Origin of the sequence: Amycolatopsis antarctica (assembly GCF_002262875.1) — a bacterium.
Classification (GTDB): domain Bacteria; phylum Actinomycetota; class Actinomycetes; order Mycobacteriales; family Pseudonocardiaceae; genus Amycolatopsis; species Amycolatopsis antarctica.
Window position 1 is genome coordinate 150,642 of the sequence record NZ_NKYE01000016.1, and the last position, 15,869, is coordinate 166,510.

The 15,869-nt window shown below is 71.3% G+C and carries 15 protein-coding genes; 6 read left to right on the forward strand and 9 right to left on the reverse strand.

Going from position 1 to position 15,869, the window contains the following annotated elements:
* Positions 1 to 43: 43 nt before the first annotated feature.
* From CFN78_RS22965 to moeA, 4 genes are all read right to left on the reverse strand, one after another.
* Positions 44 to 2,314 (reverse strand): AAA family ATPase, encoded by a 2,271-nt coding sequence (locus tag CFN78_RS22965; protein ID WP_094864941.1) that lies wholly within the window; start codon positions 2,312 to 2,314, stop codon positions 44 to 46.
* 46 nt (positions 2,315 to 2,360) lie between these two features.
* Positions 2,361 to 3,356: a CDP-diacylglycerol--serine O-phosphatidyltransferase gene (gene pssA, locus CFN78_RS22970; protein ID WP_094864942.1), complete on the reverse strand. Its 996-nt coding sequence runs from the start codon at positions 3,354 to 3,356 to the stop codon at positions 2,361 to 2,363.
* Between the two features lie 4 nt (positions 3,357 to 3,360).
* The gene (locus CFN78_RS22975; protein WP_094864943.1) at positions 3,361 to 4,125 is read right to left on the reverse strand and encodes a phosphatidylserine decarboxylase; all 765 of its coding nucleotides are present in this window, start codon (positions 4,123 to 4,125) and stop codon (positions 3,361 to 3,363) included.
* A gap of 272 nt (positions 4,126 to 4,397) precedes the next feature.
* Positions 4,398 to 5,618: a molybdopterin molybdotransferase MoeA gene (gene moeA, locus CFN78_RS22980; RefSeq protein ID WP_094864944.1), complete on the reverse strand. Its 1,221-nt coding sequence runs from the start codon at positions 5,616 to 5,618 to the stop codon at positions 4,398 to 4,400.
* A 94-nt stretch (positions 5,619 to 5,712) separates the two neighbouring features.
* Here moeA and CFN78_RS22985 point away from each other — a divergent pair, with 94 nt between their 5' ends.
* From CFN78_RS22985 to groL, 5 genes are all read left to right on the forward strand, one after another.
* Positions 5,713 to 6,390 carry a TIGR00266 family protein gene (locus CFN78_RS22985; RefSeq protein ID WP_094864945.1) on the forward strand — a complete coding sequence of 226 codons (678 nt, stop codon included), beginning with the start codon at positions 5,713 to 5,715 and terminating at the stop codon, positions 6,388 to 6,390.
* A gap of 71 nt (positions 6,391 to 6,461) precedes the next feature.
* The gene (locus CFN78_RS22990; RefSeq protein WP_094864946.1) at positions 6,462 to 7,088 is read left to right on the forward strand and encodes an AIM24 family protein; all 627 of its coding nucleotides are present in this window, start codon (positions 6,462 to 6,464) and stop codon (positions 7,086 to 7,088) included.
* Positions 7,089 to 7,211: 123 nt separating this feature from the next.
* Entirely contained in the window at positions 7,212 to 7,415 is a 204-nt protein-coding gene (locus tag CFN78_RS22995) for a cold-shock protein (protein WP_094864947.1), read from the forward strand.
* Positions 7,416 to 7,488: 73 nt separating this feature from the next.
* Positions 7,489 to 9,060 carry a serine/threonine-protein kinase gene (locus tag CFN78_RS23000; protein ID WP_205660621.1) on the forward strand — a complete coding sequence of 524 codons (1,572 nt, stop codon included), beginning with the start codon at positions 7,489 to 7,491 and terminating at the stop codon, positions 9,058 to 9,060.
* A 253-nt stretch (positions 9,061 to 9,313) separates the two neighbouring features.
* Positions 9,314 to 10,945, forward strand: a complete 1,632-nt coding sequence (groL, locus tag CFN78_RS23005; RefSeq protein ID WP_094864949.1) for a chaperonin GroEL — start codon at positions 9,314 to 9,316, stop codon at positions 10,943 to 10,945.
* A 209-nt stretch (positions 10,946 to 11,154) separates the two neighbouring features.
* Here the strand turns inward: groL and CFN78_RS23010 are convergent, their stop codons facing one another.
* The 3 genes from CFN78_RS23010 to CFN78_RS23020 form a co-directional block, all read right to left on the reverse strand.
* Positions 11,155 to 11,376 (reverse strand): PspC domain-containing protein, encoded by a 222-nt coding sequence (locus CFN78_RS23010; RefSeq protein WP_094864950.1) that lies wholly within the window; start codon positions 11,374 to 11,376, stop codon positions 11,155 to 11,157.
* Between the two features lie 115 nt (positions 11,377 to 11,491).
* Positions 11,492 to 12,433: an o-succinylbenzoate synthase gene (locus tag CFN78_RS23015; protein ID WP_094864951.1), complete on the reverse strand. Its 942-nt coding sequence runs from the start codon at positions 12,431 to 12,433 to the stop codon at positions 11,492 to 11,494.
* A complete protein-coding gene (locus tag CFN78_RS23020; RefSeq protein ID WP_094864952.1) occupies positions 12,433 to 13,014 on the reverse strand; it encodes a suppressor of fused domain protein in 582 nt (193 codons plus the stop codon). The genes CFN78_RS23015 and CFN78_RS23020 overlap by 1 nt, the downstream gene beginning before the upstream one ends.
* A 114-nt stretch (positions 13,015 to 13,128) precedes the next feature.
* Between CFN78_RS23020 and CFN78_RS23025 the strand changes: the two genes are divergently transcribed.
* A complete protein-coding gene (locus CFN78_RS23025) occupies positions 13,129 to 13,701 on the forward strand; it encodes a type 1 glutamine amidotransferase domain-containing protein (RefSeq protein WP_240519637.1) in 573 nt (190 codons plus the stop codon).
* Positions 13,702 to 13,732: 31 nt separating this feature from the next.
* On the opposite strand, the gene CFN78_RS23030 is transcribed toward CFN78_RS23025, so the two are convergent.
* Positions 13,733 to 14,614 (reverse strand): DUF72 domain-containing protein, encoded by an 882-nt coding sequence (locus CFN78_RS23030; protein ID WP_240519638.1) that lies wholly within the window; start codon positions 14,612 to 14,614, stop codon positions 13,733 to 13,735.
* Between the two features lie 72 nt (positions 14,615 to 14,686).
* Positions 14,687 to 15,460, reverse strand: coding sequence for a DUF4253 domain-containing protein (locus CFN78_RS23035; protein ID WP_094864953.1), 774 nt, complete (start codon positions 15,458 to 15,460; stop codon positions 14,687 to 14,689).
* Positions 15,461 to 15,869: the final 409 nt, after the last annotated feature.

Sequence of the window (15,869 nt, forward strand, 5' to 3'; positions counted from 1 at the left end):
AGCAGGCCCGGCGCCGAGAACACGTCGGCGGTCCTGCTTCCGGTCAGGCCCGCTTGGCCGCGTAGGCCTCCAGATCGGCGAGCTGCGCCGGATCCAGCGACGGGCGCACGGCCTCGCGCGCCGTGGCGAGATGCGCGGCCGTCACCTCGGCCGCCTCCAGCGACTCACGCATCGCCGTCAGCGCGGCCTCGCGGATCAGTGCCGCACAGTCCGCCGCCGAGTACCGGTCCAGCTCTGCCGCCGTCGCGTCCAGGTCCACATCGGACGCGAGCGGGGTGTTCTTCGAGGTGGCGCGCAGGATCGCGGCGCGAGCCTCGGCGTCCGGCGGCGGGACGTAGACCAGCCGCTCCAGCCTGCCCGGCCGCAACAGCGCCGGATCCACCAGGTCGGGACGGTTTGTCGCACCGAGCACCACGACCTCGCGCATCGGCTCGACCCCGTCGAGCTCGGTGAGCAGCGAGGCCACCACCCGGTCGGACACCCCGGAGTCGCTTGACTGCCCGCGACGAGGGGCCAGCGCGTCGATCTCGTCCAGGAACACCAGCGACGGCGCCGCCTCGGCGGCGCGGCGGAACAGCTCCCGCACCGCGCGCTCCGACTCGCCGACCCACTTGTCCATCAGCTCCGCACCCTTGACCGCGAAGACGTTCAGCGCCCCGGTGCCCGCCAGCGCACGGACCAGGAAGGTCTTCCCGCCACCCGGCGGACCGTAGAGCAGCACGCCGCGGGGCGGGGCGACGCCGAGCCGGGCGAAGGAATCGGGGTAGCGCAGCGGCCAGAGCACCGCTTCGGTCAGCGACTGCTTCACCTCGGTCATGTCGCCGACGTCGTCGAGGCTCAGTCCGCCCGTCGCCAGGGTGTCCGAAGTGGACATCGAGATCGGGCGCACGCTGGCGAGCGCGTCGAGCAGATCCTGTTCGGCGATCCGCGGTTCGTCGGAGTCCCGCTGGCGCAGGGCGGCGCGGAGTGCGGCGTCGCGGCGCAGCGCGATCAGGTCGGCGGCGACGAAGCCCGGCGTCCGCTCGGCGATGTTCGCGAAGTCCACGCCGGACTCCAAGGGCACGTCGCGCAGCAGAATGCGCAGAAGTTCCTTACGCACAGCCGAATCCGGCAGGGACAGCGTCAGCTCGCGGTCGAGCAGCTCCACCGCGCGCAGCCGGGGGTCCACCCCTTCGGGGTGCGCCGTGGTGGCGACCACCGCGAGTCCCGGCCGGGCCAGCGCCGTGCGCAGTTCCTCCAGCACGACGGTCGCCACCGGCGGCGGTTCGCTGCCCGGCAGCAGCGCGTCGATGTCGGTGATCAGCAGGACCCCGGGGCCCTCGCCCGCGGCCGTCCGGTCGACCGCGTCGCGCACCCGCGCGGCGGCCGAGCCCGGTTCCAGTACCGCCACGTTCGGTGCGGACAGTGTGGCCACCCGTACCTTCTCCGCCTGCGCCACGGAACGCACCAGTGTGGCCTTGCCCGCGCCCTCCGGCCCGGCCACCAGGACGCCGAGCTGACCGGAGGTGCCCAGCTTGGCGAGCAGTTCCGGCCGGTGGAACGCGAGATCGAACCACTCGGCCAGCTTGCGGGCCGCGGGCCCCGCGCCGGCGAGGTCGGCCACCGGCGGTGCCGGGTCCTCGGCAGGGTCCTCCTCGACGAGTTCGGCGTCCAGCACGTCGTCCACAGTGGACGGCGTGCCGCCGGTCGCGGTGAGCGTGGTGGTGCCCGAGCCGCCGGACGACCCGGCAGGAACCGCGGCGGCCGCCGCTCCGTCCCGCCAGCCGACCACTGTGGACGGTCCGATCGCCACGGTGCCCGCGGGCTCGGTGGCCGTCACGGTCAGCAGTTCGGTGGTCCAGGTGGCGCCGATCGCGCCGGAAAGACGGCTGCGCGCGGTGGAGACGTCCGCGCCGGGCGGCGGTGCCAGGTCCTGTGGCAGCAGCGAGACGGCGTCGCCGACGGTGAGCACCTTGCCGATCAGTGCCAGCCGCAGCGTGTGCGGCGGCAGCGAGACGCTGGCCAGCCGGGACCCGGCCACGGTGACCGTGCGGGCCGCGGAGACCTTGACGGGCGACACGACGACCTCGGCGCCCTCGGTGAGCCCGAGGTTGGACATGGTGACGTCGTCGACCAGGACGGCGCCCGGCGTGGCGTCCGCCGAGGCGGGCGCGGCCAGCGCGGCACTGGACCGGGCGCCGGTGAGCCGGACCGCGTCCCAGTCGCGCAGGCCCAGCGCGTCGAGTACCTCGGGGTGCAGCCGGACGACGCCGCGACGGGCGTCGAGTGCGGAGGGGGTGTGCCGGACGGTAAGTGTGATCTGTGCGGACGTCACCGCGTCAGCCTAGTGCGGGTCCTGCCCGGCCGGGGCAGGCGGCGGCTCACTTGCCGTCGGAGTCCTCGTCGCGCTGCCGCAGTCGCAGGCCGGTCCGCCGCCAGCTCCGCGTCCGGTCCGTCTCCGCGGCCCGGCCCCGGGGGACCGGGGGCGTACCCGTCCGCGGCGGCTCGTCGTGGTTGCCGAACGGGCGGCCCACCGCACGCCGTGCCGCGCCCGCCACCCGGCGGAGCCGGGGACGGCGCAGGCCCAGCCTGCGGTGACTGCGTGCCCGCCGGATCGCCCTGCGCTCCTTGGGCTGCGCGTCCCAGGCCTCCGGATGCCTGGCCAGCCAGCGGTGGCGGTGCACCGCGTACGGCAGGTGCAGCAGGTAGAGCACCAGCACCAGCGCGAGCGCGATCAGCGGGTACTGGATGATCGCCGCCGCCAGCAGCGCGACGCCCAGCAGCAGCGGGGCGGCGAACTTCGCCGGTACCCGCGCCGACTTCAGCGACAACGTCGGCAGACGGCTGATCAGCAGCGCCGCGATCGCGACCGTCCAGACGGCGACGACCACGCGGGAGGACCACCAGCCCTCGCCGAACTCCAGCGTCAGGGTCAGCGGGAGCAGCGCGAGCAGGCCACCCGCCGGAGCCGGGACGCCGACGAAGAACTCGCTCTCGTACGGCGGCTGCTCGGTGTCGTCGAGCAGCGTGTTGAACCTGGCCAGCCGCAGGATCATGCAGACGGCGAACACCAGCGCCACGATCCAGCCGAACCGGTCGCCGTTGTCCTGCCAGATGTAGATGACCAGGGCGGGGGCGACGCCGAAGGAGATGGCGTCCGAGAGCGAGTCGAGTTCGGCACCCATCTTGGACGTCGCGTCCAGCAGGCGTGCGATCCGGCCGTCCAGGCTGTCCAGAATGGCCGCGACGCCGATCGCGCCGATCGCGAGCAGGTAGTTGCCCGTCAGCGTGAACTGCACCGCGGACAGGCCGGAGCACAGGGCGAGGACGGTGATGGCGTTCGGCAGCAGGCGGACGCCGGGCGTGCTCCGGGCCATCGGGTCAGCCCTCCGGGCTCGGGGCGGGACCGTCCGAAGTGGACGGGAGTTCCGCGATCGGGGTCTCGCCGCCGATGGTGCGCTGGCCCTTGGCGACCAGCACCCGGCTGCCCTCCGGCAGGTAAAGGTCGACCCGGGAACCGAAGCGGATCAGGCCGTAGGTGTCGGCGGTGGCGACCGTGTCGCCCTCGGCGACCTGGCAGACGATCCGGCGGGCGACCAGGCCGGCGATCTGCACGACGACGAGTTCGTGCCCGTCGTCGGTGTGCAGCAGCACGGAGTTGCGCTCGTTGTCCTCGCTGGCCTTGTCCAGGTCGGCGGAGAGGAACTTGCCCGGCCGGTAGGCCACCTTGGCGATCCGGCCGTCCGCGGGCACCCGCTGCACGTGTACGTCGAACACGGAGAGGAAGACGCTGACGCGCATCCGCGGGGTCGCGGGCAGGCCCAGTTCGGGCGGCGGCACGGCGCGTTCGATCAGCGAGACCAGGCCGTCGGCCGAGGCGACGGCGATGCCGGTGCGCGGCGGGGCAACCCGCTTCGGCTCGCGGAAGAACGCGGCGGTGGCGACCGTGCCGAGACCGGCCAGCAGGCCGAGCCGCTTGGACACCTTGCGCAGCAGGAACGTCGCGACGGCGCCGCCGAGGACGAAGGGCCTGCCACCGGGGTGCATCGGCGGGACCGTCTCACGCACGAGCTGCAGCGCGTGGCCGACGGAGTTGCTGTTCGTGGGCGTGTCGTTCGAGGACCCAGGCGTCGGAGCGGCGCGCATCGTGTCGGAGTGTCCCGTTGTCTCGTAGGCCGGCGGGGGAACGGCCCAGCAGATCGGCCGTGGTGGGAACACGCTACGCCAGCCGGGTAAATCGGACGGGCCGGGTGCGTGCGCCCCCCGACGGTGCACGCACCCGGCTGCGCTCCCGCGCGCCGAAGGTGGGCAACCATAGCGCGCTCACCAGCGCATATGACCGTTCGTGCGGCAATCGTTACGTGACGTGCACGTGCATCCGCGCACGCCGTTCGCGAGACGATCGGCGAGCCCGCGCGTCAGTCGAGCATCAGTACGTCGACCTCGGCGCCCTGCTCCAGTTCGGTCGCCGGCTCGTCCAGCACGATCAGGCAGTTCGCCTGCGTGAACGACGCGAGCAGGTGCGAACCGGGCCCGCCGCGGGGGCCGACCTCGCCGGTCACCGCTCCGCGCGCCTCGTCCCCCGGCGGGGTGTAGAAGCCGCGGCGGAACTGCCTGCGGCCGGCGGGAGAGCGCAGCGGCTCGGTGAGCCTGGCCCGCAGCTGCCTGCGGTCCACCACCGGATGCCCCATCGCCGTCAGCAGTGCCGGGCGCAGGAAGGCCTCGAAGGAGACGAGCACGCTGACCGGATTTCCCGGCAGCGTCACCACCGGCACGCCGTTCCAGCGTCCGCTTCCCTGCGGGCCGCCCGGCTGCATCGCGACCTTCACGAACTCCACGCCCGCCCCGGTCAGCGCGTCCTTGACGACCTCGTACGCCCCCGCGCTGACCCCGCCCGAGGTGACCATCAGATCGGCATCGGCGAGCTTCGGTTCGACGGCCGCGCGGAACCGCTCGACGTCGTCCGCGACGCTGGAGACCGTCTCCACATGGCAGCCGATCTCCCGCATGGCAGCGGCCAGCATGATGCTGTTCGACTCGTAGATCTGCCCGTACCGCAAGGGTTCCGGTGGCAGCACCAGCTCCGAACCGGTGGACACGACCAGCACCCTCGGCGGCGCGTGCACGGTGAGCGCGTCCAGTCCCACGGCCGCGGCGAGACCGAGCTGCGAGTGCCCGAGCACCATGCCCGCCGGCATCGCCAGCGAGCCCTTCGCGACGTCCTCACCGGTCCGCCGCAGATGGGTGCCGGGCGAGGACGGCGCTTCGATCCGCACGGTCACCGTGCCGCCGTCGGTCTTCTCCACCATGACGACGGCGTCGGCCCCCGGCGGCATCGGCGCCCCGGTCATGATCCGGTGCGCGGTACCCGGCTGCAGGGCGGGCACGTCCGTGCGCCCGGCCGGGATGTCGGCTTCCACCGGCAGTTCGACCGGACGCTCCGGGGTGGCGCCGACGACGTCCACCGAACGGACCGCGTATCCGTCCATCGCCGAGTTGTCGAACGGGGGCAGGGCGACGTCGGCGCGGACCTCCTCGGCGAGGACGAGGCCCGAGCATTCCGCCAGCGGACGCCGTACCGGCTTGCCGGTCCCGAGCAGGGCGGTGACGGTGGCGCGATGCGCTTCGACTGAGATCACCGGACCATCCTCTCCCGCTTTCCGCGTCGTGCAACACTTCTCCCCGCCCGGCGGCACGGCGGGCGGCAGGGGTGAGTCCGGAGGGGCGTGTCGAATGCAGGTCAACATCCGTCAGCAGCCGTCGTTCGCGGTGGCCAGGCTGACGCTGGCGCCGGGCGAGCCCGCGCAGGTCGAGGCGGGCGCGATGCTCGCCACGAGCTACGGCGTCGCCGTCCAGTCCAACGCCCAGGGTGGCGTGATGAAGGGGCTGGGCCGGGCGTTCCTCTCCGGCGAGTCGTTCTTCATCTCCACCTACACCGCTCCGCAGAACGGCGGCTGGGTGGACGTGGCGCCGAACCTGCCAGGTGACATCCAGGTGCTCAACCTCGACGGCAGGCAGGGCTGGTGTGTCACCCGCGGTTCCTGGCTGGCGTCCTCGCACGGCGTGCACACCGAGACCAGGTGGGGCGGCTTCGGCAAGCTGTTCGGCGGCGAGGGCGGTTTCCTCACCCACGCCACCGGGCAGGGCCAGCTCGTCATCGCCTGTTATGGCGCACTGGAGGCGGTGACGCTGCAGCCGGGCGAGATGATCACGATCGACTCGGGCCACGTCGTCGCCTACGCGGACACGGTCCAGTCCCAGACGCGGAAGGTCGCCTCGGGCATCATCCAGTCCGTGAAGAGCGGCGAGGGCCTGGTGTTCGACTTCGCGGGCCCCGGCCAGGTGCTCACCCAGACCCGCAACCCCTCGGGGCTGGCGGCCTGGGTGATCGCGCGGATCCCGCCGCGCTGAAGCACCACCCGCGCGAGCGGTCACCGCGGCACGGCGGTGACGAAAACCCGGCGACGTCAGGAAGGGCGACGGTGGAGGTCACGACACGGCACACGCCGACATGCGGCGTCGCCCGGATCTCGCTCGCGTCCGGGGAGGCCGTGCAGGCCGCCTCGGACGCGATGGTGGCCAGCAGTTACGGCGTCACCGAGACACGGCCCGTCCGGGGCGGTTCCCGCGCGCAGGCGCGGACCGGGCCGTCGATCTTCACCGCCCCGGCCGAGGGCGGCTGGATCGACCTGGCACCGCGCCGGATCGGTGACGTCTACCCGCTCGAGTTCGACGGGCACACCGGCTGGTGCGTGGCCAAGGACGCCATCCTCGCCAGGCCGTCCACCGTGCGGGTCGACCGCGAATGGCCGGCGCTGCACGCGCTTTTCGGTGGCGACGCCGGATTCCTCGACCACCACGGCGGCGTCGGCCCGCTGGTGCTCGCCTGCGCGGGCCCGGTCGACGCGTTCACCCTCTCCCGGGGCGAGGTGATCACCGTCAGCCCGGGCTTCCTGCTCGCGTATCCGGACACCGTCCAGTGCAGGCTGCGCGCGATGGACCCGTCCGGGCCGCAGTCGGTCCGGACCGGCGAAGGGCTCGCGCTCGACTTCGCCGGTCCCGGAACGGTACTCGTGCAGGCGCGGAATCCACGGCTTCCGGTCGGCTGAAGTGCACTGATCGCCGATTGCCGGGGGCCGGGATTGCGGTAGCGTGGCTTCCGGTCCGGGTGGTGCCGGGGCGTAGCCGGCACCCGTCTCTCCGGCTCGGTTCTCAGGCACGAGGAGGACGCCGTGGCTGTTGGCACGGTCAAGTGGTTCAACTCCGAAAAGGGCTACGGGTTCATCGAGAGTCCGGGCGGGGCGGACGTTTTCGTCCACTACTCCGCCATCCAGTCCGAGGGATTCCGCACCTTGGACGAGGGCGATCGCGTCGAGTTCGAGGTCAAGTCCGGCCAGGACGGCCGGAACCAGGCGGCGGACGTCCGAAAAGTCTGATGCCCTCGGTGCCCGCGCGGGGTTCGGGCGAACCCCCCACAGGCTCCGATCCCAGGACGTTAGGCTTCCCCGCGTGACAGGCGATGTGTCGGGGGACCTCACCGGTCGTCGGCTGGGCAACTACCGCATCGACGGTGTGCTCGGCAAGGGCGGCATGAGCGTGATGTACCGGGCCACCGACGTGCGGCTCGGTCGCAAGGTGGCGCTCAAGGTGATCGGCGATCACCTCGGCGCGGACGCCGAGTTCCGTGAACGCTTCGTCGACGAGGCCCGCAACACCTCGGCGATCGACCACGCCAACGTCGTGCCCGTGTACGACTTCGGCGAGCTCGACGGGATGCTCTACATCGCCATGCGCCTCGTCGACGGCGCCGATCTGGCCAGCCTCATCGGCGGCTCGCCGATGGAACGCGAGCGCGCCCTCGCGCTGCTCGACCAGGTCGCCGACGCGCTCGACTCGCTGCACGAACGTGGTCTGGTCCACCTCGACGTCAAGCCGGCCAACGTGCTGGTGACCAGTCGGGAGTCCTCGCGCGAACACGTCTACGTCGCCGACTTCGGCCTGACCCGAAGGGGCGCCACCGGACACCGCACCCGCGGCGGGGACTTCCTCGGCTCGCCCACCTACGCCGCGCCCGAGCACCTGCGCGGCGAACCGCTGGACGGCCGCACCGACCAGTACGCGCTCGCCTGCGTCGTCTACGCCTGCCTCACCGGCAGCCCGCCGTACAAGGGCGATGTGCCGACCGTGATCAAGGGGCACCTCGGCGCGGATCCACCGTCGGTGGCCAGGGTGGTGAACCTGCCTGCCGGAATCGACGACGTCATCCGCAAGGGCATGGCGAAGAACCCGAACGACAGGTATCCCTCCTGCGTCGAACTGATCGCCGCGGCGCGCCGCGCCCTGGTCACCACGGGGGAGAGTGCCGTCGTGGGGGCGGCGGGTGCCCAGGGGACCGGCCACCAGGCGCACCCGGGCGGTCCGCACCAGAACAACGGGCAGCAAGGCCCGCCGCATCAGGGTCAGGGGGACATGATGCACGGTCAGCAGCCACCGCCGGGACCGCACCAGGGCGGTCCGCCGCAGGGGCCGCCGCCGGGGTACGGACAGGGCAGGCCGGGTGGTCAGCAACCGTGGACCGGTGGCCCGCAGCAGGGGCCACCGCCCGGTCAGTCGCCCCAGGGCCCGCCACCTGGTTACGGACAGCAGCCCGGTCCCGGTTACGGCAGGCCGTCCGGACCGGGCACGCCTCCGCAGGGGCTCGGCGCACCGCCGCAGGGCGGCATGCAGGGCGGTATGCAGGGACCGCCGCCGGGTTACGGCAGGCAGCCCGAGCCGGTCCGGTTGCGCCCGCCCGCTCCCGCGGGCAGCTCGGCCTTCGCGCAGAACGGACCGGGAAAGTCGAACGGGAAGCGCTGGATCGCTCCGCTGATCGTCGGCATCCTGCTGATCGCGGCCATCGTCACGACGATCGTGCTGGTGACCGGCGAGGATTCCGAGGAGCCGAGCTCGCCGACCGGAACCAACGCGCCCGCGCCCGAGATCCCGGTCGACCCGGGTGGCTCGGCCACCAGAGAACCGGGCGAGTCGTCGAGCCGGAAGCCGATTCCCACGTCTATCCCGATCCAGCCGCCCGCGGGCTGAGAGCCTTCCCACGCCGCCCGGGCGGGCCGTTTCTTGCACTCCCACCCGGAGAGTGCTAAAACCGGAGTTAGCACTCAACGCCGTTGAGTGCCAGGTGGGCGGTCGCCGATCGCTCATCTGAAGGTCGGGACGGTGAGACCGTTCGGTTTTCCGAGCTGGTCGTCCGTCGCGGGCACCGAGCCTGGCCGAGGACGTGTCCTGCTGCCGCTATCCACTACGGCGGCGGCATCCAATACCGGAGGACCACACCGTAATGGCCAAACTGATCGCGTTCGACGAGGACGCCCGCCGCGGTCTTGAGCGCGGCCTCAATACCCTCGCCGAAGCCGTCAAGGTGACGCTTGGCCCTCGTGGCCGCAACGTCGTGCTCGAGAAGAAGTGGGGCGCGCCGACCATCACCAATGACGGTGTCTCCATCGCCAAGGAGATCGAGCTCGAGGACCCGTGGGAGAAGATCGGGGCCGAGCTCGTCAAGGAAGTTGCGAAGAAGACGGACGACGTCGCGGGTGACGGCACCACCACCGCCACCGTGCTCGCCCAGGCTCTCGTCCGCGAGGGCCTGCGCAACGTCGCCGCCGGCGCCGACCCCATCGCCCTCAAGCGTGGGATCGAGCAGGCCGTCGAGGCCGTCATCGAGCAGCTCCACAAGGCCGCCAAGGAGGTCGAGACCAAGGAGCAGATCGCTGCTACCGCCTCGATTTCCGCCGCAGACCGCACCATCGGTGAGCTCATCGCCGAGGCGCTGGACAAGGTCGGCAAGGAAGGCGTCGTCACCGTCGAGGAGAGCAACACCTTCGGCCTCGAGCTCGAGCTCACCGAGGGTATGCGCTTCGACAAGGGCTACGTCTCGGGTTACTTCGTGACCGACCCGGAGCGTCAGGAAGCCGAGCTGGAGGACCCCTACGTCCTGCTGTTCGGTTCCAAGATCTCCAACGTCAAGGACGTCCTGCCGCTGCTGGAGAAGGTCATCCAGTCCGGCAAGCCGCTGCTGATCATCGCCGAGGACATCGAGGGCGAAGCCCTTGCCACCCTGGTGGTCAACAAGATCCGTGGCACCTTCAAGTCCGTGGCCGTCAAGGCCCCGGGCTTCGGTGACCGCCGCAAGGCCATCCTGCAGGACATCGCGATCCTGACCGGTGGCCAGGTCATCAGCGAGGACGTCGGTCTCAAGCTCGAGAACGCCGACATCACGCTGCTGGGCAAGGCCCGCAAGGCCGTCATCACCAAGGACGAGACGACCATCGTCGAGGGTGCGGGCGACGCGGACCAGATCCAGGGCCGGGTCAACCAGATCCGCGCGGAGATCGAGAACTCGGACTCCGACTACGACCGCGAGAAGCTCCAGGAACGTCTGGCGAAGCTGGCCGGCGGCGTTGCCGTCATCAAGGCCGGCGCCGCCACCGAGGTCGAGCTCAAGGAGCGCAAGCACCGCATCGAGGACGCGGTGCGCAACGCCAAGGCCGCCGTCGAGGAGGGCATCGTCGCCGGTGGTGGCGTGGCTCTGCTGCAGGCTGCCGAGGTCGCGTTCGCGGGCCTGAAGCTGACGGGTGACGAGGCCACCGGTGCGAACATCGTTCGCGTCGCGGTCGAGGCTCCGCTGAAGCAGATCGCTGTCAACGCCGGCCTCGAAGGCGGCGTCGTGGTGGAGAAGGTGCGCAACCTCCCCGCCGGTCACGGCCTCAACGCCGCCACCGGTGAGTACGAGGACCTGCTCGCCGCCGGCGTGCCGGACCCCACCAAGGTGACCCGCTCCGCGCTGCAGAACGCCGCCTCCATCGCGGCTCTGTTCCTGACCACCGAAGCCGTGGTCGCGGACAAGCCCGAGAAGGCGGGCGCTGCCCCGGCCGGTGACCCCACCGGCGGCATGGGCGGCATGGACTTCTGATCTAGAGGCCCAGCCTGTACGAACGAGGAGGCCCGGACACGCTCAGCGTGTCCGGGCCTCCTCGCGTTCCCACCCCCACCCCGGTTCCCCGCCCCGCCGTGTCGGGCGGTACGGCAGGTCGTGTCGTGCGGTGCGGCACCCTGTGTCGGGCGGTGCGGCAGGTCGTGTCGTGCGGTGCGGCACCCTGTGTCGGGCGGTGCGGCAGACGGTCAGTCCTGCTGTTCCTCCGGCATCAGGATCCAGCAGACGGCGTAGATCAGCACCGGTGTGCCGATCCCGAGAATCGTCGCGGCGACGAAGAGGATCCGCATCAGGGCGGCGTCGATGCCGAGCAGCTTGGCCCAGCCGCCGCACACACCCGCGACCATGCGGTCGTTCGCGCTTCGGCGGAGTTTCGCGGTGGTCGATTTCGTGTGCATCTCCTGTGTCATGTCTCCATCCTCGGCCGGCGGGCCGACGCGCACATCGGGGAACGGCCCCGGTTCGACCCGGATCCGCCGCCCCCGGGAAACCCTGATGCCGTCGGGGTGACGCCCTCGCGAATCCTCAGCCGGCCAGGGTGCGCACGCGATCCAGCCGGGCCAGCCAGCGGTCACGTGTCGCTTCGCCGGCGAGGTGCGCCTCGGCCAGATCCGGGACGGGAGCGGTCGGCGGCACCGGAAGGTGACCATCCACAGGGGACAGTGTCGCCGAGGTGACATCGTTGCGCAGCAGGGATATGGTGCCGAGTCCGCAGGCGAAATCGAGCCGCGGCAACGCTCCTGCGAGCGCCAGCCCGGCGGCCAGGCCCACGCTGCTCTCCAGCGCGGACGAGACGACGCATGGCAGGCCGCACGCCTCGGCAACCTCCAGCGCCCGCCGGACGCCGCCGAGCGGGGCGACCTTCAGTACGGCGACGTCGGCTGCCCCGGCAACGGCCACCCGCAGCGGATCCTCCGCGCGCCGGATCGACTCGTCCGCGGCGATCCGGACGTCGACCCGGCGCCGTACCCTGGCCAGTTCCGCCACCGAAGCGCACGGCTGCTCGACGTACTCCAGCCCGCCGGCGGCCCGGTCCAGTTCCCGGATCGCGGAGACGGCGTCGTCTACCTCCCAGGCGGCGTTGGCGTCCACCCGGATCGCCCCGTCCGGTCCGAGCGCCTCGCGGACCGCGGCCAGACGTTCGCAATCCTCCACAGTGGACGATCTGGGATCGGCGACCTTCACTTTCGCCGTGCGGCAACCGGAGGCAGCCACGAGCTCGTGCGCCCGCTCCGGCGTCACCACCGGCACCGTGGTGTTCACCGGGACCTGGTCGCGGACCGGTGCGGGCCAGCCGTGCTCGCTCGCTTCGACGGCGGAGGTCAGCCACGGCACGGCCTCGGTGTCGGAGTACTCGTCGAAAGGGCAGAACTCTCCCCAGCCGGCTCGCCCGCGCAGCAATACGCCCTCGCGCACGGTGATCCCGCGAAACCGGTCACGGAGGCCGATCGCGTAGACCTGAGGCATCAGACGGCCGAGTCGCGTTCGATGTCGAGCACGTCGGTGCCGTGTTCGGTCCACAGTTCGCGCAGCCGCGTGACGCCCTGCTCCGTGGCCAGCGCCAGCTCGGGCGCGGTCGCCGGCACCAGCGTCATCACCTGGAGCGTCGCCGTCCCGGTGTCATCGTGGAAAGTGTCGAACTCCTCGGGGAAGTACGGGTGCGGTCCGCTGATCGCACCGTGCACAGCCGTTCCGGTGAACAGTGGCCGCCCGTTGTCGAGAATCGTGTCGTCCTCGACGCCGGTCTCCCGCTCCATGGCGAGCCCGCAAACGGTGTCGACCAGGTGCCGGGCGGCCTCCGCCTGCCCGGCGCGCAGCGTGCAGGCCAGTTCCTGTTCGAGAGAGACGCGCAGGGCCTGGAAGCGCAGGCCGTTGCTGACCACGGTCACCGGGCCGTCTCCGGGCAGAGCGTAGAAGGCGAGCGCGTAACCACGGTTGCCGCCGCGCACCGTGGGCGGTTCCGCACCCGTGCACGTTCCGGCGTGGCTTTCGAGATGCTCGATCAGTCCGGTGAAGCGCTCCGGATGCCGGGCCGCGTCGGTGTCCATGGCGTCATCATCGCAAGTCATCCTCGCGGTCCCGGTCCGCGGTCACGTTTGCCGGTGCCCTGCCGGTGGTAGTCCCGGGTTGCACAACAACGACTACTTGAAGGAGTGACAACTGTGGCGGACACACTGAAGGGCCTACGCGTGGCATTCCTGGTCGCTCCCGAAGGGATCGAACAGGTTGAACTGACGGAGCCGTGGAAGGCGGTCGAGGAAGCGGGCGGGCAGCCCGAACTCGTCTCGACGGCGCCCGGCAGCGTGCAGGCCTTCAACCACCTCGACAAGGCTGACACGTTCACCGTGGACAAGGTGGTCACCGAGGTCTCGCCCGACGACTACGACGCCCTGGTGCTGCCGGGTGGTGTGGCGAACCCCGACTACCTGCGCACCATCCCGAACGCCGTGCGATTCGCCGGAGAGTTCTTCTCCCAGCAGAAGCCGGTCGCGGCGATCTGCCACGCGCCGTGGACGTTGATCGAGGCCGACGTGCTGCGCGGCCGCCGGATGACCTCGTGGCCGAGCCTGCAGACCGACCTGCGCAACGCGGGGGCCGAGTGGGTGGACGAGGAAGTCGTCGTGGATTCCGGTTTCGTCACCTCCCGTAACCCCGACGACCTTCCGGCTTTCACCGCGAAGCTGGTCGAGGAGATCGCCGAGGGCAAGCACCGGGCGCAGGCGCGCAGCGCCTGATCCACTGCGCAGCGATGGCGTCGACGTCCGATCAGGACGTCGGCGCTTTTCGCGTTCCCAACCGTTCGGCGAGTGCGATCGCATCCTCCGGGGCGTGCACCTTGACGTCGTTGTCGAAGTAGGCGAACACGTCCCGGCGGGCCCGCACGGGGGCAGGGGCGAGGAGGCAACCAGATCGCGGACGGCGACCGTCTCGCCAGGCGCGGATCCGCCTCTCCCAGTCGTCGAGTGCGGTTCGGGAGTAGCCGCTCGCGTACAGCTCCTTGTCGCCGTGCAGACGCAGGTAGACGAAGTCGGCCGTGACGTCCTCCAGGTACGGCCAGGTGCCCGCACTGTCCGCCACCACGAGGCCGATATCGTTGTACCGCAACAGTTTCACGCACTCACTTGTCGCGAAACTCGGATGCCGAACCTCGAGGGCGTGCCGCAGCGGCCGGTGCGCACCGGGCTTCGTGTACGGCTCGGCCTTGAGCTTCCCGTCGTACCCTCTCGCTAGTCGTCCCGCCGCTGTGCTGGTGCGGGGGAGTTCGTCGAAGAAGGCGGACAACCGGTCAGCGTCGAAGGCCATTCGCGGGGGCAGTTGCCACAGGAAGGGCCCCAGCTTGTGGCCGAGGGCGAGCACGCCCGAGGCGAAGAAGTTGGCCAGCGGGGTGCCGACATCGCGCAACTGCTTCAGGTGCGTGATGAACCGCCCGCCCTTGACGGCGAACACGAAGTCGTCCGGTGTGTCCTCGAACCACTGCCGGAAACGTTCCGGTCGTTGAAGCGAGTAGAAAGTGCCGTTGATCTCCGCGGTGGACAGTCGGTGTGACAGGTATTCCAGTTCCCGCCGATGCGGCAGGCCCTTCGGGTAGAACTCGCCGCGCCACGGCGGATACACCCACCCCGACGTACCGATCCGAACCTGGCTCACCGCGCACCTCCACGGGCGGATGCGCGATGGGTAACCGTGCCCTCGCCGGGGCAAACCTCGCCCGCGCGGACGTCAGTTCCACCGGAACCGCCACCTGCGGCGCTGGAGCAGATCCTGCGCCAGGTGCTGGAGCCCGGTGTGTTCGCCGACGTGGACGTCCGGGCAGAAGGCTCGGTGCTCGGCCGCGAGGGCGAGAGCATGTGCGCCCGCTCGTGGTGGCGCGGCGACGGCCACCTCCAGAACGTCGAACCCGAGAACGGTGACCACCGCGGAGAAGCGTTCCTCCCAGCTCCGCAGGACCGCGGAGAGCGCGGCGACATCGCCGGTCATACCGGCCGCCCCGGCCCACCCGAATGCCGCCGGGATGTCCGCGGGCCGGTCCACCCGGACCAGGCCGAGGCGGTACTTCCCTCTGGTGGCAAGGAGAACGCCGGTGTTGCCCGCGTTCGCCAGGCGGTCGGTGCGGCTGCGTACCGGGGTCGCGAGGCCGGGGAACTCCGGCCCGTACGGCCGCAGGCACGCGCCTTCGCAGCAGCCGCCCGGCCACCAGTCACGCAGCACCCGCACGGCGGAGAGGCCGTCCACCCGGTCGAGCGCGGGCCGGAGCCTGGCCCGGTCGTCGATCCAGTCCTCACCGGAGGCCGCGAACCGCTCGTCGTACGGGACGAGTACCGGCCACAGGCCCGTACGCTCGTACTCGGCGACGCAGTGCCCGTATCGGTCCGGCCGGTCGAGTGCCCGGTCGGTCACCCACATCCCGCCCCGTCGGCTCCCCGGAGCCAGGGACAACCCCGCGGGTGCGCACTCGGACAGTCCCTGTGCCGGCCAATCCCGTACCACCGTCATCCGGTCCTCCTCTGCTTCTGCGCCGCGTCGATTCGAACACTAGTTCGAACGTCCGACAGTTTTCGACGGGTCGCCGGCGAAGATTCGGGAAGTCACACGAATGGGCTAGAGAGGGCAGCTCGGGCTCCTGCCCGAGCGCCCGACACGGTGTGCCCGAGCGCCCGACACGGTGTGCCCGAGCGCCCGACACGGTGTGCCCGAGCGCCCGACACGGTGTGCCCGAGCGCCCGACACGGTGTGCCCGAGCGCCCGACACGGTGTGCCCGAGCGCCCGACACGGTGTGCCCGAGCGCCCGACACGGTGTGCCCGAGCGCCCGACACGGTGTGCCCGAGCGCCCGACACGGTGTGCCCGAGCGCCCGACACGGTGTGCCCGAGCGCCCGACACGGTGTGCCCGAGCGCCCGACA